Genomic DNA, 25736 nt, shown 5'->3' with positions numbered 1-25736 from the left:
CACCGTAGTCAGAACGGCAATGGCAACTGGTCAACGACCTCTTGCGCCCGGTCCTGCTGGGCAGTGACGATTTTCCCCAGCCATTCGACGACCTGATTCCGGGCTGCTTCGTCGAAGGACTGGATAACGTCGAGGTAGTTGGCCCCAGAATTGGCGGCCGCACCGCATAGACGCACTATCTCGGCAGGTGCGGGGGAATCAGCCGTCTCGAGGGAGGAGAGGAAGGCGTCACGGTCGTCGATCAATTGAGCGCGCCCGGCGTCGGTCGGCTGGACTTTGCCGATGAGAGATTCAAGCCTCTTGACTCGCTCTTTCCGCGCTGAGACGAGGTTGTCGAGAGCACCTTGCCAGACTAATCCGGAGAGGCGATCACGGGACATGAAGAGACGACGAATCTGTCGGTACCAGGCCTCAAGAGCAGACAAATTGCCCAGATACGAGACGTTATGGGCGATGATGCGGTTGAGCTTGGAGTAGCTGTTTGGGGTGACAGGACGCTGACGTGTCGCAGGGGGAGCGGGCAGCACGAGCTGATCATCCTCGGGAACGTCGTCACGCAGGATTGAGCCTGCCCCGACCACGGTGCCGAATCCGGTGGTTACTGGCCCGACAGCACCGCCCTGACCACCAAGGAAGATCGGATGACGGTCGAGCAGCACCCCGCGCGGCACATCGCCGAAAAGGGAGGCTGTCGTCTTATCTCCGTCGGGAGTGAAGTTGAAATGAATGTAGGAAGAACCGACCTCAGAATGGTTTGTCCTCGAGGTGCCGCCGGCCAAGAGGACATCACAGAAGTTGATGAGGCTCCCCAAGGTGACAAAGGGCATGAGGATGGTTTGCTTGAGGCCGACGGTATGGGCCCCATTGGCCTCCTCCTCGAGGATAGTGCCCCCGCGGACGTGGGCACCTGAGCCCATGCTTGCCCCGTCAAGGAAAACAGCATCCTGGGCGAACCCGCCCTTAAGCTTGACCTCGGTGCCAAGTTGGCAGTCCTGGATCGTCATGGGGGCCTCATCCCCGAGTATGCACCCGGCTGAGATGACAGTCCGACGGCCACGGATTCGGCATCCAGGCCCGATGACCACTCCATCACTACTGATGTTGTCGATGTCGACTGCCTCATCAATGTCGATGGTCAACGGATTCGGGATGCGCACCCCTCTTTCGATGAGCTTGGCCACCTTCTCCAGGCCGCGCGGTTCAAGCACACGGGAGTTGACGTCCATCGATGGTCCTTTCGAGGTCGTGGTCCGTTGCTGCCAGCCTAGTCACTCCCGTTGTCGGCCGCCGGCCATGACGAGCCAGGCCGCAGTGACGACGAATGCCATCCCGAGCATTTGCGACCCAGTGAGATTCTGGCCGAGGATGAAGAATCCTGCGGCTGCCGCGACGGCCGGCTCGACACCAGTCAAGATGCCGTAGACCGTGGTGTCGATATGGCGTAGCGCGTACATTTCCAGGCTGTAGGGAAGGGCCGATGACGTCACGGCTACAACCGCTCCGGTGAGGAGATGGTATGGCTCGACGAGGCGCGTCCCCGCAGTGGCGAAGCCAGACGGTACCAGCACGACCGAACTGAGCAGGATGGCCCACCACAGTCCCTCCAGTTTCGACCAACTCATCCCAACTAACTGTGCCGACTTGGCATAGAGGGCCCAGAAAACACCTGCGACAAGGGCGAGTACCAGACCGAGGAGATCGAGGTGGGCCCAGTCGGCGGTAAGCGCACCTGAGACTGCCACCACTCCGCACAGAGCTAGCAAGATGGCGAGCCAGTCACGTAGGGATCGGCTTCCGAGGGCTGCCATGCCCAATGGCCCCAGAAATTCGGCGGTGACCGCGACACCGAGGGGCAGGCGTTCCAACGAGAAGTAGAACACGGTATTCATGCCAGCTAAGGCGATGGTCAGCGCCAGCACCCTCATCCAGTCAGCGCGGCTATGGCCTTTCACATGGGGCCGAACGATAGGCGCCAGGACGAGGGCCGCCAAAGACATCCGCAGCGCCACGGTGCCTAAGGCTCCGACATGGGGGATGAGGGTTGCGGCGAAGGCACCTCCGAACTGCACTGAGAGGATGGCCATGAACACCAAGATCGCTCCGCGCATGAACGCCACCATAACGCCGTGGTTGCTAAGCCCTCACCCGGGCAGGCCTGCGAACCTGCGTGGTCGGTGGGTTCCGGACGTCCTGCAAGAATAACTCCATGACATTTGGCTTCGAGGTCACCTCTCGTCTGGACAATACTTGTGGACGTACCGGCCTCATACACACCCCGCACGGTGTCATCCAGACGCCGGCCTTCGTCGTCGTCGGCACCAAGGCGACGGTCAAGGCCCTGTTGCCCGAGTCAGTGGTTCAACTGGGAGCTCAGGCGGTGCTCGCCAACGCCTACCACCTTTTCCTGCAGCCCGGTCCGGAGTTGATCGACGAGGCGGGCGGCCTGGGCCGATTCATGAACTGGACGGGTCCCACCTTCACTGATTCCGGTGGCTTCCAGGTGCTCAGCCTTGGTGCGGGTTTCAAGAAGACCCTAGCCATGGACGTTTCCCAGCTCACCGAGGCCGACGTCATTGCCGCTGATGCCGATCGTAAGGCGATGGTCGACGACGACGGTGTGACTTTTCGCAGTCCCCTCAATGGAGATCTACATCGTTTCACTCCCGAGGTGTCGATGGGCATCCAGCACCACCTCGGCGCCGACATCATGTTCTCCTTCGACGAGCTGACCACCCTTATGAACACCCGCGCTTATCAGGAAGAAGCCTTGGAGCGCACCCGGCGGTGGGCTGAGCGCTGCCTGGCCGAACATCGTCGTCTCACCGAGGTGCGCAGCGGCAAGCCGTACCAAGCCCTTTTTGGTGTCATCCAGGGAGCCCAGTACGAAGATTTGCGTCGTAGGGCTTGCCGGGATTTGGCAGGCATGGAGATCGACGGTCACTGCTTCGACGGGTTCGGCATTGGCGGCGCCATCGAGAAAGCCAATCTGGGACGAATCGTGACGTGGTGTGCTGAGGAGCTTCCCGAGGACCGTCCCCGTCACTTGTTGGGCATCTCCGAGCCCGACGACCTCTTCGCGGCCTGTCGGGCGGGGGCCGATACCTTCGATTGTGTTAGCCCCTCCCGGGTGGCCCGTAACGCTGCCATCTACACCGTCGACGGGCGTTACAACGTTGATACCGCGCGGTTCCGGCGAGACTTCGGCCCGTTGGAGGACGACTGCGACTGCTACACATGCACCCACTATTCCCGCGCCTATATCCACCACCTGTTCAAGGCTAAGGAGCTTCTCGCGAACACTTTGGCGACGATCCACAACGAGCGTTGGACGGTAAGACTGGTCGACCAGATTCGGGGCGCCATGTGTAGCGGGGACCTCGATGCTTTCGAGACCGAGTTCATGGGGCGGTGGAATGCCAACGGCGGGAGGCTGGCCAAGGTTAACTGACAGGGCTGTTCTCCGGAAACTCATCCTTACGACGGAGGAGACTGACAGTGCCACTCGTTACGCTCGGGGGCGTGCGAGAATCGATCGTGTCCTTCATGGCGATGGACGACCTATGGCGTCGCCGAGTGCCGGAGCATAAGGGCTGGCAGATCTCGGTCGTGTGGTTCCTGCCCGCTGTTGACGTGCTCGTCGGAGCGCTCGTGGCCCTGGCCGTGGGTGCCGGCGGGCTGTTGCTGGCGGCTCTTCAGGACCACCTTGATACCCTCGGACCAGGTGATGTCATCGTTGTCATCGTCCTTGCCGTGGCTCTTTCCTTTCGACGGGTGATGCCAATCACCTCGGCTGCCGTCATGACTCTCGTCTGGATTAACGGAACCTATGCGACGCCGTACATGGCGACGAACTGGGTGTCGACCTTGGCCTTTTTCTTCTCCTACTACTCCCTCATGGTGTGGGTACGGACACGTCGAATCGCGTGGGGATCGATGTTGGCGGTCTTCGTCGTCATCATGGGCTGGGTCGTCATGATGATGGCCTTCGGGAGGTCGCTCACCGAGCAGTTCGAGATCATCAATCCCGACAGCAATGGGGAGGGGGTCATCTACCTCGTCCTCACCTATGTGATCGTCAATGTCACCTTCGTCGTCGGAGCCGCATTGGTGGGGCAGGTGTCCTGGCTGTGGGCACGAGACCTAGCCGAGGTTCGCCGTCAGGCCGCTACAATCGAACGACAGCGTACCCAGCTCGCTGAGCAAGCAGTTCTCGACGAGAGGTTGCGGATCGCCCGGGAGATGCACGATTCGATGGCCCATCACGTGTCGGTCGTGGGGATCCATGCCGCAGGTGCTCGTCGAGCCCTTGACGTCGATCCTGATCTGGCTCGGGAGGCCTTGGCAACCGTGGAATCGGAGTCCCGGGAAGCTGTCACCGAGATGCGATCCCTGCTGGGATCCTTGCGGGCCGGTGACGAGCCACGTGCCCGCCTCGGCCTGGCTGACCTTGACCGACTGTGCGATGAACCTCGGCGCGCGTCGGTGCGGTTGCTGCGAGTGGGAGATGATTCCCTGGTTGGTCCACAGCTGGGTCACACCTGTTACCGAATCGTCCAGGAATCCCTCAACAATGTGGAGGCCCACTCCAGCGCCACCGAGGTGACGGTGTCGGTACGCTGCAGCGATGACGAGGTCGAGGTGGAGGTCACCGACAACGGCCGCCCGATTCGATCGGCACCCTCGACCGGGGTGGGAATCGTCGGGATGTCAGAGCGGGTCGAGGCCCTAGGCGGCACCATTGAGGTGGGTCCACGCAAGGTCGGTGGATGGCGAGTTCGTGCCGTCATGCCGATGCGTCAGAGCCAGGATGTGAGGGACGAGGACATGAAGGAGGGGGAGGACTGATGCGCGTCGTGCTGGTCGACGACCAGAAACTAGTTCGTCAAGGGTTTCGCCTCATCCTCGCGGTGGAGCCCGACATCACGGTTGTTGGGGAGGCCACCAACGGGGCTGAGGGCGTGGACGTAGTGAAGGAAACCGCTCCCGACGTCGTCCTCATGGACGTCCAGATGCCCGTCATGGATGGTGTCGCGGCCACCGCGAAGATCCGCGAGTTCAGCGACGTCAAGGTCGTCATCCTCACCACCTTCGACCGGGACGACTACCTCTTCGATGCTCTCGACGCCGGGGCCAGCGGATTCATGCTCAAGAATGCTGAGGCAGAGTCGCTCGTCGCCGGTCTGCGTCAGGTCGCTGACGGGCATGCCCTGCTGGCTCCCGAGGTGACCCGGCGAGTTATCGCCCGGTCGGTGCATCAGGGGAGCACGGTGACCGGCAGCAAGGCCGAGCAGCTCACCGCCCGCGAGATCGAGGTGGCCAAATTGGTGGCTCGGGGCCTGTCCAATGCTGAGATCGCCGAGGAACTTGTCGTCTCCGCAGCCACCGTCAAGACCCATGTTTCCAACTGCCTCATGAAGTGTGACCTGCGTGATCGGGTTCAACTCGTCGCCCTGGCTTACGAGTCGGGACTCATCCGTGTGGGGGAGCCTTCCCGAGACTGAAATCCGTCTTGCCGCCGATGCGCAATGACCAGAAATTGGGTGTGATGGTCATGTGATCGCAAATCGAGGACGCAGGAGGTAGCCATGATCGACACGGACATGTGCCACCGAGAACCGGTGTCGGTACGGGTCGAGGAACTCATCCGGGCCTTCGAGGACGACCATCTGAACTTCGACATCCCGGCGGGTCGGATGACGGGCTTTGTCGGAGCCGATGGCGCTGGCAAGACGACGACGATGCGGATGATCGTCGGAGTGCTTAAGCCCACCTCCGGCCAGGTGCTGTGGTCGGGAAGGCCGATCACGGCTGAGGACCGTCGCACCATCGGTTACATGCCTGAGGAAAGAGGTCTCTATCCCAAGCAGCCGGTCATCGATCAGCTCGTCTACCTCGCCCGAATCAAGGGGGCATCCACACAGACGGCTCGCACCGAGGCCATGGAATACCTAGACAGGTTCGGGCTTGCTGATCATGCCCGCGAGCAGGTGCAGAAGTTGTCCTTGGGCAACCAGCAGTGGATCCAGGTAACGGCATCGCTGCTTGCTGATCCGGCAGTCCTCATCCTCGATGAGCCCTTCTCTGGACTCGATCCGGTGGCCGTGGACGCGATGGCCGATGTATTGCGAGAGAAGACCGCCCAAGGAGTCCCGGTCCTCTTCAGCTCCCATCAGCTCGATCTCATCGACCGGCTGTGTGACCGCATGGTCATCCTGCACAAGGGCCGCATGGTTGCCAATGGCACGACAGAGGAATTGCGCGAAGTCGGCCCCCGGCGTTACCGGGTGGAGGCCCGTGGCGATCTTGGCTGGTTGCGCTCGCTGCCCGGTCTGACGGTTGTCGACGTCGACGGCACCACTGCCGTCATCGAATTCCCCGATCTCAACCAGGTTGACCGTCTCCTCGACGTCATCGTCACCGAGTTGATGAACCGTGGCGGACTGGTCGAGTTGACCCACATTCGCCCGAGCCTGGGCGAGATCTACCGAGAGGCGGCCCAGTCATGACGAACACATCATCGGCCTGGCGTCTCGTCGCTTCCCGCGAGGTCGACGTCAAGCTGCGCGACAAAGGATTCATTATCTCGATGATCATCACGGTGCTTCTCATCGTGGCTATCTCCGTGGTGTTGTCCATCATCTCCTCCAAGCACGACCATGACAGCGTGGTCGTGACCGACGATAAGGCCGCTGCTATCGTCAAGGTCGCTCAGCAGGACTTGGCTGCCAGGGGATCGACGGACAAGACCGAGGTGGTCCGGGCTGCTGATGAGGCCGAGGCCCATCGCGAGCTCCAGAATGACGACAACATGGTTTATCTTCACCAGAAGGATGGCCAATGGCATCTCGACGGGTACGACAAGACGCCCTCGGCTGACGGGTCGTCCACCGGGGCCATGGAGAGAGCCGTGGCTGTTGCAGCGGTGGCTGACAATGCCAAGGTTGCTGGGGTCGATGCGTCGACTATGACCAAGGGGATGTCTCTTCAGACAGGACAGGTGAGGCCCTCAGACGGCACATCGGAGGCCGTCGGATACATACTGGCCATCGTCTTCAGTGTCCTGTTCATGATGTCGGCGATCTATTACGGCGTGATGATCGCCAACTCAGTAGTCGAGGAAAAGCAGTCCAGGATCGTGGAGATCCTGTTGACGGGGGTGCGTGCCCGTCAGTTGCTCATCGGCAAGATCGTAGGCAACACGGTATTGGCGGTCGGACAGCTCATCATCATTTGCGGGTTGAGCATGCTCGCCGTGTCCTTCTCGCAATGATCGAACATCATCACGTTCGCGATGTCGTGGTCGGTGATGTGGTTCCTGCTGTTCTTCCTCGTCGGGTTCGTGGCGCTGGCAAGCTTGTACGCGGCTGCGGGGTCAATGGCCTCGCGCAGTGAGGACGTTCAGAACACCACCTCTCCGCTGATGTATCTCATCATGATCATCTACTTCTGGGTGGTGTTCTCGATATCGAACCCTGATGGCATGAGCGCCAAGATCGGCAGCTACGTCCCGATCGCGTCGGTGGTCTTCATGCCGCTGCGCATGCTTGGTCATCGCGCGGAGTGGTGGGAACCAATCGTGTCGATCTTCGTGACCCTCGGTTTCACCGTGTTTGCGGTATTGGCCGGCGAGAGGATCTATCGACGCTCGATCCTGCAGACCAACGGTCGGGTCAGCTTCAAGAACGCCTGGAAGCAGAACGAATCGGTGGCGTGACGTCCGACGTCATGGCATCTGACGGGGCAGGCCCCGATGGAACTCGCACCGTTTTGCTTCGTCGCGACGGTCGAGCGGTAATGTCATCCATACCTGCCAAGAAGTGGTCTGAAAACCGGGCGGCAACATCACCATCGACATTTCTTGGCAGGAATGGAGACAATGATTCAGAGGTATCGCGTCAGTTCCGGGCCACTGCCAGCCTCTCCTGATAACTTGGCTCGTGTTTTTTGATCCAGGCGATGATCCGAGTCGTGATGGGGATGCAGGCGTACTCGACAAGGGTTTTCCACAAGAACCCGAAGAAGGCGTAGTTGCACCATTGGCCGAAGCTGGTGATTCCGACGACAGGTGCCGCGATCGCGCAGAAGATGATGGTGTCAACGGCCTCGCCAGCACCGGTGGATCCCATCAGTCGGCCGACCAGACCGCGCTCTAACCACTTGGCCTTGAGTCGAACCATGATGACCGAGTTTGTAAACTGTCCGGCCAGAAATCCACATGCTCCGGCGAGCACCATCTGCCATAGCGGACCGAGGGCCATTTTTAGGGCGGTGTCATGGGCTACCGAGTAGGGATCGGTGAATCCAGGAAGGGCGATGATAGCCCAGAAGCACAGTACAGAGAGGATCGCGCAGATAAACCCCATGACGATCGCGCGGCGTGCTGCCTTGATCCCGTAGATTTCGGTGGTGATATCTCCCATGACATAGGCCAGCGGGAACAAGAAAAAGCCGCCATCGGTGGTGATGGGGCCGAGCTGCACCCCTTTTGAACCGCCGATATTCGACAGGATGACGACAACGCACATGAGGGTGAGCAGGATGTCGTAGTGCCCCGACCCTCGATCGGCATACGCAGGGCGGGCTGCCGCGGATGATCTGAGGCTGGTGGAGTGTGACGTCACGGCGAAATGGTAACCGTGTTGGCGCATATCATCGAGATGACGGTCATGCCCACAGGAGGTTTCCGTGACTCTTGCTACTTCCGAGCTGGACATCACCCCGCACCGGGATCTCTATCCGCCGATTGAGCCCTATGACACCCAGATGGTTGACGTGGGTGACGGTCAGCAGCTCTACGTCGAACAGTGCGGCAACCCTGAGGGCAAGCCGGTGGTTTTCCTGCATGGTGGCCCTGGTGGTGGCGGCGGTACCGAGCGGCGTCGCTTCTTCAACCCCGATGCCTACCGCATCATCATCTTGGATCAGCGGGGCTGCGGCCTGTCTACCCCGCACATTGCCCAGGCTCACACTCCACGTGAGATGGCCACCAATACGACGTGGAAACTTGTTGAGGATCTTGAGAAGATCCGGGAGTTACTTGGCATTGAGCGTTGGGAGGTCTTTGGCGGATCGTGGGGATCCTGCTTGTCGCTGGCTTACGCCGAGACCCATCCCGAGCGGGTGACCGAACTCGTGCTGCGTGGCATCTTTACCATGCGTGAGCAGGAGTTGGACTGGTACTACAACTTCGGTGCCTCCGAGGTTTTCCCGGAGCTGTGGAACAAGTTCTGCGAGCCGCTGCGCCGCGTCGGGCATGACTTTTCTCGTGACAACATAGCCGCCTACTACGACCTGCTGTGGGACGACGACCCCGACGTCCACGGTCCTGCCGCGGTGGCCTGGACGACATGGGAGGGCGCGACGACCTCGTTGTCCTTCGACCGGTCCCACATCGAGGAGTTCTCGGATCCAAACTTCGCGCTGGCCTTCGCCCGCATCGAGAACCACTACTTTGTCAATCATGGGTTCATGGTTGAGGGGCAGTTGCTGCGTGATGCCCACAAGCTGGCCGACATCCCGACTGTTATCGTTCAGGGACGCTACGACATGTGCTGCCCCGACGTCACGGCCGTCGATTTGTCGCGAGCCTTGCCGAGCGCCGATCTGTGAATCGTGATGGCAGGTCACTCTGCATTTGAGCCATTAATTGCCTCTGAACTAGTGAAGGTGTGTGACGAATTCGCCGAGCGATGAATTGTCGCCCAGGCGTGTTGAGGCCCAAGTCCAGTCGATTTGATCGAGTACTCACGGTCAAATCGACTGGACTTCGACATGGTGGTGGGGATAGCGCGCCGCCAGTTGAATAGAGACGGGTGGGTTTGCCCGACTATGTTAAGACGAAGGAGTAGTATCCCTCTTCATCCTTCTCTAGTGGTGGCTCGGGGATCTCTTCAAACATGATCGCTGACAAGGGCCGGCTGAGGGTGCGAATGACGGCTCTGGGGACGTCGTCCGGTCCGCTTTCCCAGTACTTTCCTAAATTAATCATACCACTAAGTTGTCGAGATTTCTGCCAACGGTAAAGACCGAGACATCCATGACGAGCATCTCGCTGTCCGTATTTTTGACAGGAGCGCTCGTGTCCTGGTCTATGAAGTACAGTTTCTCGGGTCGGGTCGCAGCTTCGTTGATGACCATTTGAATGGTCTTCGGGATGACCGGGTAAAATCGTCCATCCCGAATGAAATCTGGATGGACGATGAAGGTGATAACGCCACCAAATTCCTTGCGTGCAGACATAATCTTGATTAAATTGTTCATCTCTGATTCCTGAGTTTCTCGTGTGAAAAACAGTTTGCAATGGTCAGATGTTTGGACCATCCCCAGTCCTGAACTGCGCGACGCGCCATTCGCCCGCACAGATCCGCGATGACCGGTGTCAGCACGCCATGTGTTGCGGCCCATGTCCAGCGGTGCACCATTGCACGCCTAGCCATGTCGCCTCGTTGATTCGGATGGTGTCGACGAAGAGAATCTAAAGATAGCTCGGTCAACTGAAGTGTTGCAGCTGTCCCCGCCAGACCGATCATCGGTTCATCGGCCAACCAAGAACCTGCGTAACGGGAACCATCTAGGAAACCTTCGCGGACGGCGTCGAGAAACTCTGCGGGGACTCCCACGAGCCCGTCACAACTGCTCCACGGCATCACTAGATTGACGACGTCGACCGCCGGGTGGTGAATGGAGGTGGCCTCGTAGTCGACGAATCTGGCGTGATCTTCGGTGACGAGCACATTGCCTGGGCACGGGTCTGCTTGGGTGACGACCTCGGTTCCTTCGGCTCCTCGTAGCGACTCAAATAAGTCGAGCTCCACATCATCGGGTACTTTAGTCTCTCGCGCAGCGCACATTTTTTCCAGGCCTCGCCCTGGCAGACGAGGCGAGGCTGGACCACCCGCTGAGCGCGTCTGTGGGTCAAGACGACGGATGGCGTCCTGGAATGCGGGGATGACCTCGTTGCGTGCCGCTCGATCAGACATTTCCCGCATCGATGCCGCCATAACGGTCGCCGTCGCTCGTCCCTACATCTGTGCGGCGATGAGAGCGGCTGAGGGGTCGTTGCCGGTCAAGATCGATTCCAAGGTCATCCCTGACACGTCGCCCATAACCACTACGCCCAGGCTTAGGTCAGCTGCATACAGCCGCGGTGCCTCCGGAAGACACCCCAAACCGGCAATCTCGCGGACAATCCCCAGCCCGCCGGAATTATGTGACATCGATGTTGATCGGAAACATTTCGCTATGACCGTTCGCGCGCCCGCAGTTGCTGTCGTCGAACCATCTACCCAGCACCGGGCTACGCTAGTGCGCACCCCCTCGTGAAGTACCTTGTCCAGTGACAACTCGGTTCCTAAGGCGAACGCGGCATCATCGAGCCAGCCCAGTCCCATCCCTACCTCCTGGTACGCCGCACCGTCGTCGGCTACGTCTACAGTGGGAGAGTACACATTCCCGTCACACCGGAGAGAACCCTGACCACGACCTTGCACATCCACAACACCGATACCGGCAAAGAGGGCGCAGCGCGCCGCGTCGTCGCGGTCCCCACGTCGATTCCCATGGTGACTTTGGTCGGGCCCAATGACGAATTCCTCAAACGACTTGAGGACGCCCTTGACGCCGACATCTTGGTACGCGGTAACGAGATTCACCTCACTGGGCATCCCGCAGATTTGGCCGATGCTGGCGACATCCTGTCGGAGATGATCACGATCATACGCACCGGCCAAGGCCTGTCCGCCGACGACGTCGATCGGGTCGTTGCCATGACTCGCAACGGAGAAGGCCCGGCCGAGATCATGACGGCTGACATCCTCAGTAATCGCGGCAGGACAGTTCGACCCAAGACCCTGAACCAAAAACGGTATGTTGACGCGATTGACGCCAACACCGTCACCTTTGGTATCGGCCCAGCTGGCACGGGCAAGACGTATCTGGCGATGGCCAAGGCGGTGCAGGCCCTTCAGACCAAGCAGGTGAGCCGGATTATCCTTACCCGCCCGGCCGTCGAGGCGGGAGAGAAAATCGGTTACCTACCCGGCACATTGTCGGAGAAAATCGACCCCTATTTGCGTCCTCTCTACGACGCCCTACGCGACATGGTCGACCCCGATACCGTGCCACGTCTTGTCGGCGCCGGAACTGTTGAAGTGGCACCGTTGGCCTATATGCGGGGCCGCACTCTCAATGACGCCTTCGTTATCTTGGACGAGGCCCAGAACACGTCACCGCAGCAGATGAAGATGTTCCTCACTCGTCTCGGCTTCGGCTCAAAGATCGTCGTTACCGGCGATATCGCTCAGGTCGACCTGCCCGGTGGTATGAAGTCTGGTTTACGAGTGGTGCAGGGCATCCTCGACGGTATCGACGACATCGCCTTCTGTAACCTCACCAGCCGTGATGTCGTCCGTCACCGTCTGGTGGGCAAGATTGTTGCTGCTTACGACGTTGCCTGCGAGTCCCGTGGCGCCAAAAATTCGCGCAAGAATAGGAAGACCCGATGATCGACATCACTAATGAGTCTGGTTCTCCGTCTAATGAGGAGGGGCTTGTCGGCCTGGCGACATTTGCCCTCGACCGGTTGCGTATCCACCCCTCTTCGGAGTTGTCGATCATTCTCGTCGACGAGGAAACGATGGAGGCTTACCACGAGAAATTCATGGGTCTTCCTGGTCCGACCGATGTCTTGAGCTTCCCGATGGATGAGATGCGTGCCCCCGGCGACGACGAGGATCCGCCTTCTGGGCTACTCGGTGACATCGTGCTGTGCCCGACCGTCACAGCTCGCCAAGCTGCTGAGAATGGTCGCACTCCCGACGGGGAGGCGGAATACCTCCTCATCCACGGGTTGTTGCACCTGCTCGGCCACGACCATGCTGAACCCGGAGAGAAGCGCGTCATGTTTAGACTCAACGACGAGATCATCGCGGCATGGGATGACCATCGAGAACAGACAGGTCAGCGGTGACACGGCAAGAATGGATCGTTCTGGCGATCGCCTTCATCTTCACAGTGTTGGCAAGCCTCAATGTGGCCATGGAGACGGCCCTTCAACACATGTCTCACTCCAAGGCCGAGGAGCTTGCTGCCGACGGTAAAACTGCGCACCAACGAGTACTTGACATGGTCGCCGATCCCGCCCCCTTCATCAACACCGCGATGCTAGTGAGGGTTATTTCCGAGGTGACGGCGACGGCACTTGTCGCGCTCCTTATTTTCGGCCACTTCGACCTGCCCTGGCAGCAGGTGCTCGTCGTCGTGGCCATCATGGTGCTTGTTGACTTCCTGGCATGGGGAGTGGCTGCGCGCACCTTGGGGCGTCAGCATGACACCGCTATCTGCACCTTCTGGTCTCGTTCTTGGGGAGTACTTGCCCACGTCCTTGGCCCCATCGCGGCCTTGCTTATCCTCATCGGCAACGCTCTGACCCCCGGAAAGGGATATGCCGAAGGCCCCTTTACCTCTGAGGCTGAACTACGCGAGATGGTCGACTACGCCGAGGCTTCCGACCTCATTGAGGCCGGCGAGCGGGAGATGATCCACTCAGTCTTCGAGCTAGGTGACACCCTTACGAAGGAGGTCATGGTCCCGCGTACCGACGTGGTCTATATTCCTCGGACCAAAAATCTGCGTCAGGCGATGTCTTTGGCTCTGCGATCTGGGTTTTCCCGAATTCCGGTCGTTGGCGAAGGCTTTGACGACATCCGTGGCGTCGTCTATCTCAAGGATCTCTCCCAGCGGGTACTCGACAATCCTGACGGTTACGCCACCGAAAGCGTCGAATCGATCATGCGGCCTGCCGTGCTCTGCCCAGACTCTAAGCCCGTCGACCAGGTGCTGCGCGAGATGCAGCGAGACCGTAACCATCTCGTCATCGTCGTAGACGAGTTTGGCGGCACGGCTGGCCTAGTGACGATCGAGGACATCGTCGAGGAGATCGTTGGCGAGATTGTTGACGAGTATGACGCCGAGCCCACCCTCACGGAAGAGATCGAAGACGGCGTCTTTCGAATATCCTCGCGTTTGCCGGTCGATGATCTGGGCGAACTGTTCGATCTTAAGGTCGACGATGACGACGTCGAGACGGTTGGTGGCCTCATGGCCAAGGAACTGTCTGTAGTACCCATCCCGGGATCTGTCATCATCTGGGAGGGGTTAGAGATCACCGCCGAGAAGGCGACCGGTCGCCGTCACCAGGTGGACACCTGCCTGGTAAAGCGGGCCCCCGAAGAAACCCCCGATCAGGAGTATGACGATGAGTGACGACGAGATGCCTTCGTTGGCCGATCTCATGGATGGCGATGACGAGGATATTTCCGACGTTGACTATGTGACCGCCAGGGTAGCTGAATCTACCCGAGCCGGATTCCACTCCGGGTTCGTCTGCTTCGTCGGGCGCCCAAATGCCGGCAAGTCGACTCTCACCAACGCCCTGGTTGGTTCCAAGATCGCCATTGCCTCTTCGAAGCCTCAGACCACCCGTCACGTCATCCGTGGCGTAGTCACTGACGAGAAATCTCAGATCGTCGTCATCGACACCCCGGGACTCCATAAGCCACGCACCCTACTGGGTCAGCGGCTCAACGACCTCGTTTTCGACACTTGGACCCAGGTCGACGTTATCGGGGTGTGTTTGCCTTCCAACCAGCGAATTGGGCCAGGTGACACCTATCTTGTATCGCAAATCGCCGAACTTCCTCGTCGCCCCACGCTTGTCGCCCTGGCAACGAAGTCCGACCTCGTGTCCAAGGCGCGGATGGCTGAGCATCTGGCCACCATTGACAAGCTGCAAGGAGAGGTCGGCATCGAGTTCGTTGAAATCGTCCCGTGCTCTGCGGTCTCCGGCGAGCAGGTCGACGAGGTCCGCGACGTCATTGCTTCCCTGCTGCCTGAAGGGCCGGCCTACTACCCAGATGGTGAGGTGACTGACGAACCGACCGAAACCCTTGTCGCCGAGCTGATCCGCGAGGCGGCGCTTGAAGGTGTGCGCGAGGAGCTTCCCCACTCTCTGGCTGTGGAGATTGTGGAGATGGGGCCTCGAGAAGGTCAGCCGGAGGATCGTCCCCTACTGGACGTCTACGCATCCCTCATAGTGGAACGTGATTCCCAGAAGGGCATCATGATCGGTCATCATGGTTCCCATATCAAGCAGGTTCGTACCCACGCCAGGCGACAGATCGCGGCCCTGTTGGGAACGCCAATCCACTTAGACCTTCAGGTCAAGGTGTTGCCGAACTGGCAGTCCGACCCGAAATACCTCAATCGATTGGGGTTTTGAAATATTGGGTCGGTGGGAAGTGATGGTCTCACAGTGCTGCGGCCGTCACCTCTCCACCGACGACTGTTAAGTCGCTGGTGATGCCTGCCAATGCATTACCGGACAGGTCGAAGGGATTGTGGGCCACAGCGATGACGTCTCCTGGTCCGCCCGTGACCACCTGTGTTACGTGACGGGTGCTGGCTGTGATGGCCTGGGACAGAGTAAGAGCCTGCTCAGGGTGCCAGCTTGGGCGCCGGTCACCGGTTCTCTCGACGGCCACGCGGATCGCGCCCCACGGATCGACGGGGGAGACTGGGGCGTCTGATCCCAGTGCTAACTCGGTCCCGGCTCGCACCATGTCGGCGAACCGGAAGCAGCGATCAGCGCGGTCTGACCACATGACGTCGGTGGCGTCCCGGTCGTCGACGAGGTGTAGAGGTTGGACGCTTGCTCGCACCCCGAGAGCCGCAAATCGTCGAACGTCTGCGTCAGTGAGCACTTGAGCGTGTTCGATCGACCCAGAAATCCCGGTCACCTCGAAAGCATTGAGGACCTCTTTGGCCGCTCGGTCTCCTATGGCGTGAGCCGCGCATTGCAGGTTGCCAGTTTTGGCTCGATTCATGAGGTCGACCAAATCCTCCGGCGTCACCGAGTCAATTCCGGCCCCATCTGGACCGGCTCCCGCCGGATAGGAATCCATGCACCAGGCAGTGCGCGTCGACATCGACCCGTCGACGATGACCTTGAGCGGGCCCATAGATACTCGGCTTGGACCAGGCTTATCAGTGGCGGGGGCTTGGCCAGTCGCCAGCACCTGCGCAATTGCCTCGTCCAGGCGTTCGGGGTACACACTCACCTCGACTCGTAGCGGGCACCGGCCATCAGCTTTGCGCTGTAGCCACGTCTCGACGTCAGTGCTGAACTCCATATCGCGGATGCCAGTGATCCCCAGGCGCGCCGCCGCGGTGCTGCAGCTTCCCACCCAACCATCCAACACGTGAGGGTTGACCTGTGAGAGCTGGGTTTGAACGTCGAAACTGGTCTGCTCGCGCAGAAATCCGTCTCCTTCGATACCGAGTTTGCGCATAGCAGCGGTATTGCACCACGAGGAATGTAGGTCGGCGGAGACGAGGATAACGGCACGATCACCGGTGACGGCGTCAAGCTGACGGGCGTTGGGATTTGAGCCCCATAGCGAGGGACGGAACCCGAATCCCTGCAGAATCGGCTCGTCGCTGCCTTCGCGTCGTTTGACATGGGTGGCGACTTCCTCGAGCGCCGTCTCGCAACTCGCGGTTTGGCTGACAAGGAACCTCCGGGACGCCAACGCCCACTGCCCGACGTGGACGTGCTCGTCCCACAGACCAGGCATGAGGAGGCGACCGCCAAGGTCAATACTTCGCACCCTCGCACTGTGGGCCTGCTGCTGTGCTTCGGGACCGAGGGCAAGGACACGATCCGATAGCAGTACATCGGTGGGCTCGCCCGTCGACCCGTCGGTGAGGTCGAGGATTCTGGCATTGTGAAGCAACAACATTCCCAGATATTCCCACCGACAGCGGGCGATGTCACACGTGAGACGATTTTGAGAAATATCCCATGCTGGGTCGATCGCGGTGTACTGTAACCCGCATGTCGTGCGCGCTTCCCCTGGTGTGCCGCAGTGAGGCCCGTTGAAGGGGCGGCCTCCTTGCTGCGGGTGATCGGGCTGCCCTACACATCACACACGGGAGACACCATGACGCACATTCAGCCCCGTCCCTGCCAGCTGACTAGCCCGATGCCCAGCGGGCGTTATAAACCTTTCGTTCCGCACACGTTGCCGGATCGTACCTGGCCAGACAAGACCTTGGACCATGCTCCGCGGTGGCTGTCCACTGATTTGCGTGATGGCAACCAGGCGCTTGTTGACCCCATGACTCCGGCTCGCAAGATGCGGATGTTCGAACTTCTTGTTGGGATGGGGTACAAGGAGATTGAAATTGGCTTCCCCTCAGCTTCTCAAACGGATTTCGACTTCGTTCGGCAGGTTATTGAGTCCGGCATTGTCCCTGACGACGTCACTATTTCGGTGCTGACCCAGGCCCGTGAGGATCTCATCGAGCGCACCATGCGGAGCTTAGTCGGCGCTCACCGTGCCACTGTCCACATGTATAATGCAGTTGCCGAACTCTTCCGACGCGTTGTCTTCAACATCGACGAAAAGCAGTGCATTGACCTGGCGCACCGTGGTACTGAGTGGGTCGTCAGGTACGCCGACAAGTACCTCGGCGACGTTGAGTTCGGCTACGAGTACTCTCCGGAGATGTTTAGCCAGACCCGCACGGACTTCGCTATCGACGTCTGTCACTCCGTGATGGACGTGTGGCAGCCGGGGCCAGGCCGTGAGATTATCCTTAATCTGCCGGCTACCGTCGAGATGAGTACTCCGAACACCTACGCCGACCAAATCGAGTACTTCTGCCGCAATATCCGTGATCGTGAGCACGTGTGCGTCTCTTTGCACCCGCACAATGATCGTGGCACGGCGATCGCGGCCGCCGAGTTCGCGCAGATGGCGGGCGCCGATCGCGTCGAGGGCTGTCTCTTTGGCCACGGCGAGCGCACCGGCAACGTTGATCTCGTCACCTTAGGTATGAATCTTGTCAGCCAGGGAGTTGACGCGGGTATCGACTTCTCTGACATGCCAAAAATCCGCCGCACCGTCGAGTACTGCACTGGACTACCGGTGCCGGCACGCCAGCCCTACGCCGGCGACCTCGTCTTCACAGCCTTTTCGGGCTCGCACCAAGACGCTATCAAGAAAGGCCTGGAGGACCTCGAACGCCAGGCCCAGGAGCAGGGCATCGGTATCCACGAGGTTGACTGGCAGGCCCCCTACCTGACCATCGACCCACACGACGTCGGACGCACCTACGAGGCTGTCATTCGCGTCAACAGCCAGTCCGGTAAGGGCGGCATGGCCTACCTCCTGAAGACCGAGCACCAAGTCGACCTGCCGCGTCGTCTGCAGATCGAGTTCTCCCGTGCAGTGCAGAATTACACCGATGACCAAGCCCGCGAGATCAGCCACGACGAGATCTGGGATCTGTTTAACCGCGAGTATCTGCAAGTGCCTGGCATCGAGCTGGTGAGCCGCACGACGTCCACCGAAACCGGTACCTATCAGCTCACCGCCAACCTTCGGATTAATGGGGCGGACACTCAGATCCGTGGTGAGGGTAACGGTGCGATGTCGGCTTTCATCGACGCACTGGTCTCCCTCGACATCGTTGTCCACGTGCTCGACTACTCCGAGCACGCCATGACAGCGGGTGGTACTGCGAGGGCCGCCGCGTATGTCGAGTGTGAAATTGGGGACGGCGAGACCTCACAAATTCTATGGGGAGTCGGCATTGACCCTGATATCACCCAGGCTTCCCTGAAGGCGGTCGTCAACGCGGTAAACCGCTCCCGTCGGCAAACCTTGGATAGGGAGTCATGACGCCGTGATCATGGGGTGGGGTTGACCTCATTGGGGACGGCCCCACCAAATCTCCGGTCCCGCTTGGCGTATTCCATCACTGCGGCCCAGAGGTCGCGGCGGTCAACGTCGGGCCACAAAACGTCGGAGAACACCATTTCGGCGTAGGCCGATTGCCACAGGAGGAAATTCGATGTGCGCTGTTCCCCGGAGGAGCGCCAGAATAGGTCGACGTCGGGGACCTCGGGCTCGTCAAGGTGAGTACGGAAGGTCTTCTCCGTGATGTGGTCGGGGTCGATCTTGCCCTCAGCGGTTAGCCGGGCAATATCACGCACCGCGTCAACGATCTCTGCCCGACCGCCGTAATTGACGCAGAACTGGAGGGTGAGGACGGTGTTATCAGCCGACTGTTTCTCGGCTGATTCCAATTCCTTGATGACTGACTTCCACAGCTTGGGACGACGTCCAGCCCAACGGATGCGTACTCCCATGGCGTCGAGTTGATCGCGACGACGGTGGATGACGTCACGATTGAAGCCCATAAGCCACCGAACTTCGTCGGGCGAGCGCTTCCAGTTTTCGGTGGAAAACGCATAGGCGCTCAAATAGGGGATACCCATCTCGATGGCGCCCTCGATAACATCGAAGAGAGCATCCTCGCCACGTGCGTGACCCTCAGTGCGCCTAAGACCGCGTTGCCTGGCCCAACGTCCGTTGCCGTCCATGACGATGGCGACGTGTTGGGGGATGAGTTCCGGTGGCAGCTCGGGTGGACGAGCTCCAGACGGATGCGGCAGCGGGCCGCGCTTCGGGGGTCGCGGTGTGATTCGGGCCATGGGTCACAGCGTAGTGGCGTCGAGGACGGTAGTGGGGCCGGACTGGTGCCCTCGTGACGGTGACAACGGTAAGTTATCCGAGGTTCAAGGCCTCGATGATGTCACAGGGTCGTCCACACGATGATAATTCCGGAGCCGAGACAGGCGATGATCGAGGCAACGCTCGTCCAATGACTGATACGTTCCCGAGTGCGCCCAGAAATACCGGAGGAATTGGGTCGCAGCCGATCAATGACGACTGGAAGCCATGCCGGAATGAGGACGATCCACCATGAGATAATGAGCGTCAGAATTCTGACGACGAGTGGCAGATCGGCAGTCCCGATGCGCTGACTCGACGAGATGAATAACGGAATGGTAGTGAAATTCGTAGCCATTCCGAGAGCCCCCCAGGTGAACATGCCGTGGGCACCAGCGGACCGCGGCCCAGAAGTTTTCTTGACTCGAGATTTTTGGACGCGGTGGGATACCCATTTCGTCCGCGCCAGATAGCAGCCGAATAAGAAGAGTAAAACGCCCAGTACACGGTCGACGGTACGTGAGGCCAGCTGACGAGAGGCGAAGTCGGTGGCAGCGCTTCCCAGCAGGCCGAAACTCGTGACGCCGATGGCGCCAAGCACCAGACCTGCCCCAGAGACAAAAGCCCAACCGTGGTTCTGTTTTTGGCCGTGAACCGCCGCGTTTGCGTTGAGGATCATGACGGGACTGATAGCAGCAACGAGCACCAGGTACCAGACGCTCCCGAGCAGCGCGACAAAGGAATCCATGGGCGTCTCCTGGGGGTTCCAACGGTAGTCGACCTGCGATGAACACCTCCTACCCTCTCACAGCGATTCTGTGCAGAGCATGTTTCGGCTGCACGCCATACGGGGAGACAATAGGTGTCATGCCCACCTACCGTGACCAAGCCGTCGTTCTGCGCACGCACAAGCTAGGTGAGGCTGATCGGATCGTGTCGATGTTGTCGCGTGAGCACGGCAAGATTCGGGCGGTGGCACGAGGGATTCGACGCACCTCCAGCAAATTTGGTGCCCGTCTGGATCCGTTCAATCTGGTTGACCTGCAGTTGGTTCAGGGACGCAACCTCGACGTCGTCGCCCAGGTGGAGTGTTTGCATCCTTACTCGGCGCCGCTGCGTCAGGACTATTCTCTGTTCACCGCGGCTGAGGTCATGGTGGAGGCTGCCGACCACCTGGTGCCGGTGGACCGTGAACCGGCCCCGGCACAATACCGATTGTTGGCAGGAGCTCTGCGGGTGCTCGGCCAGGGGACGACGGATGGCCCACGGCCACCCGAGATGGTGCTGGACTCTTACCTGTTGCGCTCTCTTTCAGCATCCGGATATGCCCCGGATCTGGTCGACTGTGTCCGGTGTGGGACACCTGGGCCGCACCAGGGTTTTTCGCCCAGTTTGGGGGGCGTGGTGTGTATTAATTGTCAGCCGCCCGGAACTCCTCATCCGCACGAGGAGACGATTTCGTACCTGCGGGCTTTGCTGGTGGGGGACTGGACTGCGACGCGTGATGTTGCGTGGTCGAGGGTCCGGGAGGGGTCCGGACTGGTGGCAGCATTTGTGTCTTGGCATATGGATCGTGGTTTGCGGTCAATGCCCCTTCTGGAGCGTTGATCGCAAACCAGTTGCACTACGAGCGGCCTTCGGCATACGGAGCTCAGCCCTGATTCGTCTTTTCGATTGGCGTGGCGCGTCAATTGTCGTTCCCGGGTCAGGTCTCACGAACTGGCTTTGCGCGTGGAATACGGGCATTAACCACCCACCAACCATTGCGCAGACCGATAGAGATCTTGCCACGAAGAAGAGAGACGCGCTCCTTGAGACGAGCAATACCCATTCCAGTCGATCGAACGGGTTCTATCTCCGGGTCGGTGGTGGGGTTGGAGACGGTTACTACGACGTCGTCCCCTTCATCCATGACGGTGATCCTGGCGGTAGCGGGACCGTTGTGCTTGATGACATTGGCAGTGGATTCGTCAAGTATTCGGTTGATGGCATCGGAGACGCTCACCGGCATTGGAGCGCACGCAACCGACGACTCGACATGCCAGCCGAGCGTTTCCAGCCGTGTGACCATAGCGGCCACCGTAGCCTCGACGGAATCCTCGTGGGTGGGAGAGGAGATGAATGGAAGGTTACGGTTACGCAGCACTAAGAGTAGACGCTGGAGATCGTCTAGGGCAGCTCTAGACGTGTTTTCGATCGATTTGGAGGCCGTGATGATGTCCTCATTGGCGGTGTTGAGGCGTAAGGAACCTGCCAGCATGGTGATGACGGTGAGGTCCTTGGCAACGACGTCGTGGAGTTCGGCCGCAAGCTGTTGACGTTCTTCTTCGCGGGCGTGCGCTGCCTGCTGAAGAGCGTCGGCAGCTTGTTCCTCGGCCTGTTCGCGGCGGTTATCGAGCCAGCGGAAGGCGGAGCCGAATCCGATGCCGATTGCGCAAGCAAGGCATGCCACCAAAAAAATGGATACCCAGCGTTCCGTATAAACGGCCGCCATAGCAGCGATGACCGTGGCGCCGATAATCAGCGGAATACAATGGCGCTTCAGGCCATGCTGGCTAGCTAAGAAGGCCAGCACAACCAACAGCGGAATGCTAAACGCTATGTCTCCGGCGATGGCGCTGCTGACCAGGCCGACGAGAAGCAACAATTCCTGTACCAGGGGGCGCTTCCAACATAAGAGCGCGGCCATACTAAAGACGTATACGACAACCATCCAGACTGTCGCACTGTCGCTTCGGTGAGTTACGACAGCTACACGTAGATCGTCCAGCCCGGACAGCACCAATACGGCGATGGTAACAGCCGTAACGACAGTGATTCGACTGCTCTTTTTGAAGATGAAGCTGCGGCCAGGCGAACCACTATTCATTGATGCGTTCTCCGCGTGTTAGACAGCCCATGCATTGGGCATAGGCGCGGGATCAGTTAAAACACCAGTCGGGGTAGAGGGTGCAAAGGCCGTCTATGATTCCCTCAACATGGGCCTTATGGGCATTTACAGCGTTCTGAGTGGGGGCGGAGTCAGTGGTGGCCTGAGCGGGGATGGCGACCGAGAAGGAGCTGATTGCTAAGGCAGCCACGATGCCGGTGATGATCTTCTTCATGGGCACAATGTATCTCCTTCGAGGGGCTCTCCACAACGGTCGGGCACAAGTGATACGAGGAGACCGGCACGTGCAGAGACAAGCCGCAGGACGCGCCGGTTGGCTGATCATCTGACCAGGTGGCCGACTCAACCATAGACATTTGGTTACCGGTAGTCACGTTGCTAACCCGCTGCTGCTATACAGACTGCTGCGGCATGCGAGGATGGGAAGTAATGTGAGGTTGACAAGATACTTCGCGTCGCAGGCGTTATATGTCTGATCGTTGGCGCCGCGTGATCACCGTGGGTGAGGAGGTTCACTTGGGCTCAGCAGTGCCCAACGTGAGAGTAAGGAGGAGTGATGTCAGTTCGACTCGTGGTTACTGACGATCATCCGATCATGAGGCAGGCTCTTGCCGGCTATTTCTCTCGTGTTGAGGAGATGGAGGTCGTCGGCCAGGCCACTAATGGTCGTGAAGCCGTTGAGCTTGTTGATCAGCTATTGCCCGACGTTGTCCTTATGGACCTCAAGATGCCTGAAATGGACGGTCTCACAGCTACCCGAATGATCGTCTCGCGCCATCCTTCGGTCCGTGTTGTTGCCCTGACGACTTTTGCTCGTCGGGATATCGTCGTTGAGGCCATCCTTGCTGGTGCTGCCGGATACCTTCTGAAGGAATCTGAGCCGGAGGCCGTTATCGCAGGGGTTCGCGCTGTTATGGCAGGTCAAGTGACAGTGTCTCCGGAGATTGCCCGAGGTGTTGTTGAGGTCTTTTCAGCTCGGCCCTGTGGTGGGGGGTCTCATCAGATTGATTTGACTCCGGTGAAATTGTCTGATGCTGATGATGACGTTCTGAAGCTTCTCGCCGAAGGGTTGTCGAACGCTGCCATCGCAGATGAACTATGTCTCAGCGAGTCCGCGGTTAAGCAGCGTCTTGGTCATCTAGCAAAGAAACTGGGAGTGCGTAGTCGTCTTGAGGTTCTCGTGAGAGCATGCGAGCTGGGCTTAGTCATCCCCCGGCTGCGTCGCTGATTACGACACTGACCTGGTGCGCACTGCGGAGCACTCCGAACAGATGCCGAACAATTCCAGTTCGTGACCGGTCTCGCTGAACTCATATTTCGCGGCGATATCGCGAGCCCAATCCTCCAGGATTTTCTCAGGCCCAATTTCGACAGCCTTGCCGCAATTGCGGCACACCAGGTGATGGTGGTGCGCTGAGGAACAACGGCGATAGGTCATTTCGCCGTCTTCAGCGCGAATGGCATCGAGCTCTCCGTCCTCAGCCATCGTCTGCAAGTTCCGATAGACGGTTGCCAGACCAACCTGATCTCCGCGGTTGCGTAGCTGATCATGGACCTGCTGGGCGGTGAGGAAGAACGGCTCGTCGTCAAACAGAGCACGAATGGCAACGCGCTGTTTGGTCGTGCGCCGCCGGTTCTCCACCATGATCACCTCACTGCCGGGGGTCGAGCTAGGCCAAATGTACTCCAGTAGCTTGTCGATTTCCCAGTGGCTGTCTGCTGGCTGACGAGGTAGTCATGCGTCGTGTAGTTACCGTTAAGCTAGTTAACGGCCTCGCCGCCCAGATATGTTCCGTAGGCGGCGCTGCCCGCGTGGGCGCCATCCGGGTGTCCACTCCAATGAGGACTTGGAAGAAAGGGACGGCTGTGGCCTCCACTAGCACACTCGACAATGTCATCAACCTCTGTAAGCGACGCGGATTCGTTTTCCCGTGTGGGGAGATCTATGGCGGCACCCGTGCTGCGTGGGATTACGGCCCATTCGGCGTCGAGCTTAAGGAGAACATCAAGAGGCAGTGGTGGCGTGCCATGGTCACCCGCCGCGATGACGTCGTTGGTCTTGACTCCTCGGTCATCCTGCCTCGTGAGGTGTGGGTGGCCTCGGGACACGTCGGAGTGTTCAACGACCCTCTGACTGAGTGCCTGTCGTGTCACAAGCGGATGCGCGCTGATCATCTGCAGGAGGGCCACGCAGCCAAGCACGGGATCGCCGACCCTGATTCCATCTCGCTCGAGGAGGTCAACTGTCCCAACTGCGGCAACAAGGGGCAGTGGACCGAACCCCGAGACTTCAACATGATGCTTAAGACTTACCTCGGCCCCGTCGAGGATAAGTCAGGTCTGCACTACCTGCGTCCCGAGACCGCCCAGGGCATTTTCGTCAATTTCCAGAACGTGCTCACCAGTGCCCGCAAGAAGCCGCCGTTCGGCATCGCGCAGACAGGTAAGTCGTTCCGCAACGAGATCACGCCTGGGAACTTCATCTTCCGTACCCGTGAGTTCGAGCAGATGGAGATGGAGTTCTTCGTCGAACCCGGCACCGACGAGGAGTGGCATCAGTACTGGATTGACGCCCGCACCGCGTGGTATACCGACCTCGGCATCAACCCGGATAATCTGCGTCACTACGAGCATCCCAAGGAAAAGCTCTCCCACTACTCGAAGCGCACTGTCGACGTTGAGTACAAGTTTGGGTTTACCGGGTCTGACTGGGGCGAGCTTGAAGGTATTGCTAACCGCACTGATTTCGATTTGGGTAACCATTCCAGGCACTCTGGTAAGGATCTGTCGTACTACGACCAGGCCAACAACAAGCGCTACTTGCCTTATGTTATTGAGCCGGCTGCGGGATTGACCCGATCGCTCATGGCGTTCATGGTGGATGCTTACACCGAGGACGAGGCGCCCAATGCCAAGGGTGGGGTTGACAAGCGCACCGTGCTCAAGCTGGATCCGCGTCTTTCTCCGGTCAAGGCTGCGGTGCTGCCACTGAGCCGTAATTCTGACTTGTCGCCGAAGGCCCGCGATCTTGCTGCTCGTTTACGTGAGCATTGGAATGTTGACTTCGATGATGCCCAGGCTATTGGCAAGCGCTACCGCCGGCAGGATGAGATCGGTACCCCGTTCTGCATCACCGTCGACTTCGATTCTCTCGAGGATGACGCCGTGACGGTGCGTGAGCGTGACACCATGGCTCAACAGCGTGTCAGCATTGACAAGGTTGAGGAATACCTTGGCGGCAGACTTCTCGGCTGCTGATCTGCATATAC

At 59.5% G+C, this 25736-nt stretch carries 21 protein-coding genes and 4 pseudogenes; 14 read left to right on the top strand and 11 right to left on the bottom strand.

Features of this window, described 5'->3' with window-relative positions:
• Positions 1–8 precede the first annotated feature (8 nt).
• Together LRP59_RS06925 and LRP59_RS06920 are read right to left on the bottom strand one after the other, a co-directional pair.
• Positions 9–1226, bottom strand: coding sequence for a UDP-N-acetylglucosamine pyrophosphorylase (locus LRP59_RS06925; RefSeq protein ID WP_002513801.1), 1218 nt, complete (start codon positions 1224–1226; stop codon positions 9–11).
• 42 nt (positions 1227–1268) lie between these two features.
• On the bottom strand, positions 1269–2120 hold the full coding sequence (locus LRP59_RS06920) for a DMT family transporter (RefSeq protein WP_002521765.1): 852 nt from the start codon (positions 2118–2120) through the stop codon (positions 1269–1271).
• 86 nt (positions 2121–2206) lie between these two features.
• Between LRP59_RS06920 and tgt the strand changes: the two genes are divergently transcribed.
• The 5 genes and pseudogenes from tgt (at position 2207) to LRP59_RS06895 (ending at position 7714) form a co-directional block, all read left to right on the top strand.
• Positions 2207–3448 carry a tRNA guanosine(34) transglycosylase Tgt gene (gene tgt, locus LRP59_RS06915; RefSeq protein ID WP_002513799.1) on the top strand — a complete coding sequence of 414 codons (1242 nt, stop codon included), beginning with the start codon at positions 2207–2209 and terminating at the stop codon, positions 3446–3448.
• Between the two features lie 47 nt (positions 3449–3495).
• Positions 3496–4845, top strand: coding sequence for a sensor histidine kinase (locus LRP59_RS06910; protein ID WP_002513798.1), 1350 nt, complete (start codon positions 3496–3498; stop codon positions 4843–4845).
• The gene (locus LRP59_RS06905; protein ID WP_002513797.1) at positions 4845–5501 is read left to right on the top strand and encodes a response regulator transcription factor; all 657 of its coding nucleotides are present in this window, start codon (positions 4845–4847) and stop codon (positions 5499–5501) included. Before LRP59_RS06910 ends, LRP59_RS06905 begins: the two co-directional genes overlap by 1 nt.
• 84 nt (positions 5502–5585) lie before the next feature.
• Positions 5586–6506: an ABC transporter ATP-binding protein gene (locus LRP59_RS06900; RefSeq protein WP_002513796.1), complete on the top strand. Its 921-nt coding sequence runs from the start codon at positions 5586–5588 to the stop codon at positions 6504–6506.
• Positions 6503–7714, top strand: a pseudogene (locus LRP59_RS06895) (ABC transporter permease). The gene LRP59_RS06900 and the pseudogene LRP59_RS06895 overlap by 4 nt, the downstream one beginning before the upstream one ends.
• 181 nt (positions 7715–7895) lie before the next feature.
• On the opposite strand, the gene LRP59_RS06890 reads toward LRP59_RS06895, so the two are convergent.
• Positions 7896–8648 carry a queuosine precursor transporter gene (locus LRP59_RS06890; RefSeq protein ID WP_002513793.1) on the bottom strand — a complete coding sequence of 251 codons (753 nt, stop codon included), beginning with the start codon at positions 8646–8648 and terminating at the stop codon, positions 7896–7898.
• A 37-nt stretch (positions 8649–8685) separates the two neighbouring features.
• Here LRP59_RS06890 and pip point away from each other — a divergent pair.
• Positions 8686–9693, top strand: a pseudogene (gene pip / locus LRP59_RS06885) (prolyl aminopeptidase).
• Between the two features lie 133 nt (positions 9694–9826).
• On the opposite strand, the pseudogene LRP59_RS06880 reads toward pip, so the two are convergent.
• Positions 9827–10239: pseudogene (locus tag LRP59_RS06880) on the bottom strand (hypothetical protein).
• 17 nt (positions 10240–10256) lie between these two features.
• Positions 10257–11447: pseudogene (locus LRP59_RS06875) on the bottom strand (phosphotransferase).
• A gap of 36 nt (positions 11448–11483) precedes the next feature.
• Here LRP59_RS06875 and LRP59_RS06870 point away from each other — a divergent pair.
• From LRP59_RS06870 to era, 4 genes are read left to right on the top strand one after another with little or no spacing between them, the layout of a single operon-like run.
• On the top strand, positions 11484–12503 hold the full coding sequence (locus LRP59_RS06870) for a PhoH family protein (RefSeq protein ID WP_148378317.1): 1020 nt from the start codon (positions 11484–11486) through the stop codon (positions 12501–12503).
• A complete protein-coding gene (gene ybeY, locus LRP59_RS06865) occupies positions 12500–12967 on the top strand; it encodes an rRNA maturation RNase YbeY (RefSeq protein WP_002513785.1) in 468 nt (155 codons plus the stop codon). The genes LRP59_RS06870 and ybeY overlap by 4 nt, the downstream gene beginning before the upstream one ends.
• Complete coding sequence (locus LRP59_RS06860) at positions 12964–14262, top strand: hemolysin family protein (protein WP_002513784.1); 1299 nt, start codon at positions 12964–12966, stop codon at positions 14260–14262. Before ybeY ends, LRP59_RS06860 begins: the two co-directional genes overlap by 4 nt.
• Entirely contained in the window at positions 14249–15277 is a 1029-nt protein-coding gene (gene era / locus LRP59_RS06855; protein WP_002531427.1) for a GTPase Era, read from the top strand. The genes LRP59_RS06860 and era overlap by 14 nt, the downstream gene beginning before the upstream one ends.
• A gap of 28 nt (positions 15278–15305) precedes the next feature.
• On the opposite strand, the gene LRP59_RS06850 is transcribed toward era, so the two are convergent.
• Complete coding sequence (locus LRP59_RS06850) at positions 15306–16796, bottom strand: amidohydrolase (protein ID WP_002513782.1); 1491 nt, start codon at positions 16794–16796, stop codon at positions 15306–15308.
• A 201-nt stretch (positions 16797–16997) separates the two neighbouring features.
• On the opposite strand from LRP59_RS06850, the gene leuA reads away from it, so the two are divergent.
• Entirely contained in the window at positions 16998–18743 is a 1746-nt protein-coding gene (leuA, locus tag LRP59_RS06845; protein WP_014604479.1) for a 2-isopropylmalate synthase, read from the top strand.
• 8 nt (positions 18744–18751) lie between these two features.
• Here the strand turns inward: leuA and LRP59_RS06840 are convergent, their stop codons facing one another.
• Together LRP59_RS06840 and LRP59_RS06835 are read right to left on the bottom strand one after the other, a co-directional pair.
• Positions 18752–19447: an isoprenyl transferase gene (locus tag LRP59_RS06840; RefSeq protein ID WP_002521752.1), complete on the bottom strand. Its 696-nt coding sequence runs from the start codon at positions 19445–19447 to the stop codon at positions 18752–18754.
• 212 nt (positions 19448–19659) lie between these two features.
• Positions 19660–20325: a membrane protein gene (locus LRP59_RS06835; RefSeq protein WP_002513779.1), complete on the bottom strand. Its 666-nt coding sequence runs from the start codon at positions 20323–20325 to the stop codon at positions 19660–19662.
• Positions 20326–20444: 119 nt separating this feature from the next.
• On the opposite strand from LRP59_RS06835, the gene recO reads away from it, so the two are divergent.
• A complete protein-coding gene (recO, locus tag LRP59_RS06830) occupies positions 20445–21185 on the top strand; it encodes a DNA repair protein RecO (protein ID WP_002513778.1) in 741 nt (246 codons plus the stop codon).
• A 97-nt stretch (positions 21186–21282) separates the two neighbouring features.
• Here recO and LRP59_RS06825 read toward each other — a convergent pair whose 3' ends face one another.
• Together LRP59_RS06825 and LRP59_RS06820 are read right to left on the bottom strand one after the other, a co-directional pair.
• Positions 21283–22446 (bottom strand): sensor histidine kinase, encoded by a 1164-nt coding sequence (locus LRP59_RS06825; RefSeq protein WP_002513777.1) that lies wholly within the window; start codon positions 22444–22446, stop codon positions 21283–21285.
• 52 nt (positions 22447–22498) lie between these two features.
• Positions 22499–22681 (bottom strand): hypothetical protein, encoded by a 183-nt coding sequence (locus LRP59_RS06820; RefSeq protein WP_002532152.1) that lies wholly within the window; start codon positions 22679–22681, stop codon positions 22499–22501.
• 342 nt (positions 22682–23023) lie between these two features.
• On the opposite strand from LRP59_RS06820, the gene LRP59_RS06815 reads away from it, so the two are divergent.
• Positions 23024–23695 carry a response regulator transcription factor gene (locus LRP59_RS06815; protein WP_002513775.1) on the top strand — a complete coding sequence of 224 codons (672 nt, stop codon included), beginning with the start codon at positions 23024–23026 and terminating at the stop codon, positions 23693–23695.
• Here the strand turns inward: LRP59_RS06815 and LRP59_RS06810 are convergent, their stop codons facing one another.
• A complete protein-coding gene (locus LRP59_RS06810; RefSeq protein ID WP_002521749.1) occupies positions 23696–24112 on the bottom strand; it encodes a Fur family transcriptional regulator in 417 nt (138 codons plus the stop codon). It abuts the gene before it with no gap.
• A gap of 194 nt (positions 24113–24306) precedes the next feature.
• Here LRP59_RS06810 and LRP59_RS06805 point away from each other — a divergent pair, with 194 nt between their 5' ends.
• On the top strand, positions 24307–25725 hold the full coding sequence (locus LRP59_RS06805; protein WP_325052131.1) for a glycine--tRNA ligase: 1419 nt from the start codon (positions 24307–24309) through the stop codon (positions 25723–25725).
• Positions 25726–25736 lie beyond the last annotated feature (11 nt).

The organism is Cutibacterium sp. 37298 (assembly GCF_023838685.1).
Classification (GTDB): Bacteria; Actinomycetota; Actinomycetes; order Propionibacteriales; family Propionibacteriaceae; genus Cutibacterium; species Cutibacterium acnes.
This window is presented reverse-complemented; position numbering and strand designations above follow the sequence as displayed.

What these genes read in the sequence shown, in the direction of transcription:
- LRP59_RS06925 (WP_002513801.1), bottom strand. Translation starts at nt 1,226, where the DNA reads ATGGACGTCAACTCCCGTGTGCTTGAACCGCGCGGCCTGGAGAAGGTG.
- LRP59_RS06920 (WP_002521765.1), bottom strand. Translation starts at nt 2,120, where the DNA reads ATGGTGGCGTTCATGCGCGGAGCGATCTTGGTGTTCATGGCCATCCTC.
- tgt (WP_002513799.1), top strand. Translation starts at nt 2,207, where the DNA reads ATGACATTTGGCTTCGAGGTCACCTCTCGTCTGGACAATACTTGTGGA.
- LRP59_RS06905 (WP_002513797.1), top strand. Translation starts at nt 4,845, where the DNA reads ATGCGCGTCGTGCTGGTCGACGACCAGAAACTAGTTCGTCAAGGGTTT.
- LRP59_RS06900 (WP_002513796.1), top strand. Translation starts at nt 5,586, where the DNA reads ATGATCGACACGGACATGTGCCACCGAGAACCGGTGTCGGTACGGGTC.
- LRP59_RS06890 (WP_002513793.1), bottom strand. Translation starts at nt 8,648, where the DNA reads ATGCGCCAACACGGTTACCATTTCGCCGTGACGTCACACTCCACCAGC.
- ybeY (WP_002513785.1), top strand. Translation starts at nt 12,500, where the DNA reads ATGATCGACATCACTAATGAGTCTGGTTCTCCGTCTAATGAGGAGGGG.
- era (WP_002531427.1), top strand. Translation starts at nt 14,249, where the DNA reads ATGACGATGAGTGACGACGAGATGCCTTCGTTGGCCGATCTCATGGAT.
- LRP59_RS06850 (WP_002513782.1), bottom strand. Translation starts at nt 16,796, where the DNA reads ATGTTGTTGCTTCACAATGCCAGAATCCTCGACCTCACCGACGGGTCG.
- leuA (WP_014604479.1), top strand. Translation starts at nt 16,998, where the DNA reads ATGACGCACATTCAGCCCCGTCCCTGCCAGCTGACTAGCCCGATGCCC.
- LRP59_RS06840 (WP_002521752.1), bottom strand. Translation starts at nt 19,447, where the DNA reads ATGGACGGCAACGGACGTTGGGCCAGGCAACGCGGTCTTAGGCGCACT.
- LRP59_RS06835 (WP_002513779.1), bottom strand. Translation starts at nt 20,325, where the DNA reads ATGGATTCCTTTGTCGCGCTGCTCGGGAGCGTCTGGTACCTGGTGCTC.
- recO (WP_002513778.1), top strand. Translation starts at nt 20,445, where the DNA reads ATGCCCACCTACCGTGACCAAGCCGTCGTTCTGCGCACGCACAAGCTA.
- LRP59_RS06825 (WP_002513777.1), bottom strand. Translation starts at nt 22,446, where the DNA reads ATGAATAGTGGTTCGCCTGGCCGCAGCTTCATCTTCAAAAAGAGCAGT.
- LRP59_RS06820 (WP_002532152.1), bottom strand. Translation starts at nt 22,681, where the DNA reads ATGAAGAAGATCATCACCGGCATCGTGGCTGCCTTAGCAATCAGCTCC.
- LRP59_RS06815 (WP_002513775.1), top strand. Translation starts at nt 23,024, where the DNA reads ATGTCAGTTCGACTCGTGGTTACTGACGATCATCCGATCATGAGGCAG.
- LRP59_RS06810 (WP_002521749.1), bottom strand. Translation starts at nt 24,112, where the DNA reads ATGGTGGAGAACCGGCGGCGCACGACCAAACAGCGCGTTGCCATTCGT.
- LRP59_RS06805 (WP_325052131.1), top strand. Translation starts at nt 24,307, where the DNA reads ATGAGGACTTGGAAGAAAGGGACGGCTGTGGCCTCCACTAGCACACTC.